General features: G+C 75.8%; 3 protein-coding genes. 1 reads left to right on the forward strand and 2 read right to left on the reverse strand.

All coding sequences use genetic code 11. The features are described from left to right. On the reverse strand, nucleotides 1-1,461 hold a 1,461-nt coding region (locus tag ACFV61_RS21995), incomplete at its 3' end, for an ALF repeat-containing protein (RefSeq protein WP_380493466.1). A 148-nt stretch (nucleotides 1,462-1,609) separates the two neighbouring features. On the opposite strand from ACFV61_RS21995, the gene ACFV61_RS22000 reads away from it, so the two are divergent. Further along, a complete protein-coding gene (locus ACFV61_RS22000) occupies nucleotides 1,610-2,563 on the forward strand; it encodes an NAD-dependent epimerase/dehydratase family protein (RefSeq protein ID WP_380493468.1) in 954 nt (317 codons plus the stop codon). A gap of 13 nt (nucleotides 2,564-2,576) precedes the next feature. Here ACFV61_RS22000 and ACFV61_RS22005 read toward each other — a convergent pair whose 3' ends face one another. Further along, nucleotides 2,577-2,900, reverse strand: coding sequence for a DUF1330 domain-containing protein (locus ACFV61_RS22005; RefSeq protein WP_363376056.1), 324 nt, complete (start codon nucleotides 2,898-2,900; stop codon nucleotides 2,577-2,579). Nucleotides 2,901-3,186: the final 286 nt, after the last annotated feature.

Here is a 3,186-nt window from a genome sequence, read left to right on the forward strand (position 1 = left end):
CCGGGCGGCGCCCCCGCGGCTGAGCGTGCGGCCCCGGACGTCCGCAGGCCCCGGCCGCGTGGGCGGCCGGGGCGCGCGGGGGCGTCTGCTCTCGGTGGAGCGGCGGCGGGAGGCGACGACGAGCGCCGCACCCGCGGCCAGGGCTGCGGCGGCGCCGCCGGCCTCCCAGCCGAGGCCCTCGGTGCCGGTGGCGGCGAGCTGGCCGGGGCGGGTGGTGACCGTGGTGGTGCCCGTGGTGGCCGTGGTGGCCGTGGCCGTCCCGGCGGTGGTGCCCGTCGTGGTCGTGCCCGCGGTCGTGCCCGTCGCGGTCGTGTCCGTCGCGGTCGTGTCCGTCGTGGTGGTCAGGGCGGCGGGCCGGACGGCCGACTGGGCGCCGGTGGCGGTCTGCGGCTGCTCGGCGGGCCGGGCCGGCTGCGGGGCCGGCTTGTTCGCGGCCTCGTCCTCGGCGCGGGCCGTGAACTGGCCCTCCTTCAGGAACTTCACGACGTCCTCGTCGGTGCCGTCCAGCGCCCGGCCGGCGGCCTCGCGCACGGCCCGCCCGCCGGCCGACATGATCTGGGCGAGCTTCACCCGGTTGTCGTCGGCCCGCTGCTTGGGGAACTCGACGTCCAGGAAGTGCCGCACGTCGGCGACGGTGCCCGCGAGAGCCTTCTCCCCCGCCTCGCGCACGCCCGGACCGGTCTCCTTGTCGTCCAGGATGCCCTGCACCTTGGCGCGGTCCTCGTCCTCGGCCCGGGCGATGAACTGGCCCTCCTTCAGAAAGGCCAGGACTTCCTGGTTGCTGCCGGATATCGCCTTCCGGGCGGCCGCCTTCACCGCCGGCCCGGCGCCGTCGAAGATCCGGGCGACCATCACCCGGTTGTCGGTCAGACGCCGCTCGCCGAGCTCGACGTCCAGGAAGTGCCGCACGTCGGCGGCGGTGCCCGCGAGGGCCTTCTCCCCCGCCTCGCGCACGGCCGGGCCGGTCTCCTTGTCGTCGAGGATGCTCTGGACCTTGGCGCGGTCCTCGTCCTCGGCGCGGGCGGTGAACTGGCCCTCCTTGAGGAACTTCGCGACGTCCTCGGCGGTGCCGCCCCGCAGGGCGGCCGTGGCGGCCTTCTTGACGGCCGGCCCGCCGACGGCGAGGACCTGGTAGGCCTTCACCCGGTTGTCGATCACGCGCTGGTCGTGGAGCTCGACGTCCAGGAAGTGCCGCAGGTCGGCGGCGGTGCCGTTCAGCGCCTTCTGGGCGGCCTCGCGCACGCTGACGCCGCTCTCCTTGTCGGCGAGGATGCGCCGCACCTCCGCGCGGTCGTGCTCCTCCTGGCCCGTCCCCTGGTCCTCGGTGCCCTTGGACGCGGTGTCAGGGCCGGAGACGCCGGCCAGCTGGGGGTTGTCGGCGGCGGAGGCCATCGACGGGAAGAGGACGGTGGGGGCCAGGACGGCGGCCGCGACGACGGCGGACACCCGGGGCAGCTTCATTCAGCACCTTGCGTTGTGCGGAGAGATTGTGAACGTCCGCCAGCATAGATCGTCTTTTACGGTTGCCATACCAAGTATTTGCTAGCGCCCGCACCGCACTCACAGCACCCGCAGCACCCGCGCAGCCCCAGACCCTAGGGTGGGGCGGATGAGCTTCCACGTGGTTGTCGGATACGGGCCCGCCGGGGCCGCCACCGCCCGCCTGCTGGCCGGGCAGGGGCACGCCGTACGGGTCGTCACCAGGGCGGGGAGCCCCGCACGGGGCGGGGCTCCGGTGCCCGGCATCGAGCACGTGGCGCTGGACGCGGGCGATCGCGCGCGACTGACGGAGGCCGCACGCGGCGCAGCGGCGATCTACGGCTGCGCGGCGCCGCCGCTGCCGCAGTGGGCGGCGCGGTGGCCGGCGCTGGCCTCCTCGCTGTGCGCGGCGGCCGAGGCCACCGGGGCGGTGCTGGTCATGCTCGGCAACCTCTACGGCTACGGTCCGGTGCGGGGTCCGATGACCGAGGACCTGCCGCTGGCCGCGGCCGGCCCCAAGGGGCGGGTGCGGGCGGCGGCGTGGGAGCAGGCTCGGGCGCTGCACGGGGCCGGGCGGATCCGGGCGGTCGAGGTGCGGGCCGCGGACTTCTTCGGCCCCGGGGTGACGGACGGCGGGCACCTGGCCTCGCGGGTGATGCCGGGCCTGCTGAAGGGCCGGAGCATCGCGGTGCTCGGCGACCCGGACGCGCCGCACAGCTGGACGTACCTGCCGGACGTGGCGCGGGCGTTGGCCGAGGTCGCGGGCGAGGAGCGGGCCTGGGGGCGGGCCTGGCACGTGCCGACGGCCCCCGCGCTGCCGGTGCGCGCGATGGTGGAACGGCTGGCCGCGCAGGCGGGCGTCGGACCGGTCGCGGTGCGCCGGCTCCCGCAGGCGCTGCTGGGCGCGGCGGGGCTGTTCTCCCCGCTGCTGCGTGAACTGCGGGAGGTCCGTTACCAGTTCGACCGCCCGTTCGTGGTGGACGCCTGCGCCTACGAGGCCGCGTTCGCGGTGCGCGCGACCGCGCTGGAGGAGCAGGTGGAGGCGACGGTGCGGTGGTGGCGCGAGCGGGCGCAGGGGCGTTGAGCCCCCGGGCCGGTCAGTGCTTGAGGGCGTCGGCGCCTCGGTAGCCGGCGGGCACGCCCTGGGCGAAGACCACGTCGGCGGTCATGTGGCGGGTGCGCAGCGGGAGGATCTCCTGGTAGGCGGGCGAGTCGTACCAGGCGCGCAGGCGTTGGTGGTCGGGGAACTCGATGAGGATGAGGTCCTGTCCCCAGGTGCCTTCGACGGTCTCGATCCGGTCGCCGTGGATGAGGAAGCGGCCGTCGAAGGGGTCCAGGGTGGCGTCGATGCGCTGGAGGTACTCGACGATGTCGGGGCCGAACTCGACCGAGTGGACCTGGGCCATCGCGTAGGCGGTCATCGCTGTTCTCCTGGGGGTTGGTCCGGTGTCCGTGGTCTCCGACGGTACGGGCGGGGGCGGAGGGGGCGAATCCGTCGCGGATCGGTAGGGGGTACGTAGCCCGGGCCGCCCCTGGCCGTCCCCCTGACCAGGCGGGGTGTCGGACGACCCCCCAGAAAGCTGGGATACCGGCGGTTGATCGGACGCTGACACGCTGGCGGCGGGGGGCGGAGCCGGGGGGCCGGGGGGGCCCCCGCGCCGCCCCCCGGCCCGCCGCGGGGCCCCCGCGTGGGGAGCGCGGTGGGGT

Origin of the sequence: Kitasatospora sp. NPDC059817, from assembly GCF_042731835.1 — a bacterium.
Taxonomy (GTDB): domain Bacteria; phylum Actinomycetota; class Actinomycetes; order Streptomycetales; family Streptomycetaceae; genus Kitasatospora.

Excerpts from the sequence above, each read along its gene's own strand:
- ACFV61_RS22000 (WP_380493468.1), top strand. The coding sequence starts at position 1,610 with ATGAGCTTCCACGTGGTTGTCGGATACGGGCCCGCCGGGGCCGCCACC.
- ACFV61_RS22005 (WP_363376056.1), bottom strand. The coding sequence starts at position 2,900 with ATGACCGCCTACGCGATGGCCCAGGTCCACTCGGTCGAGTTCGGCCCC.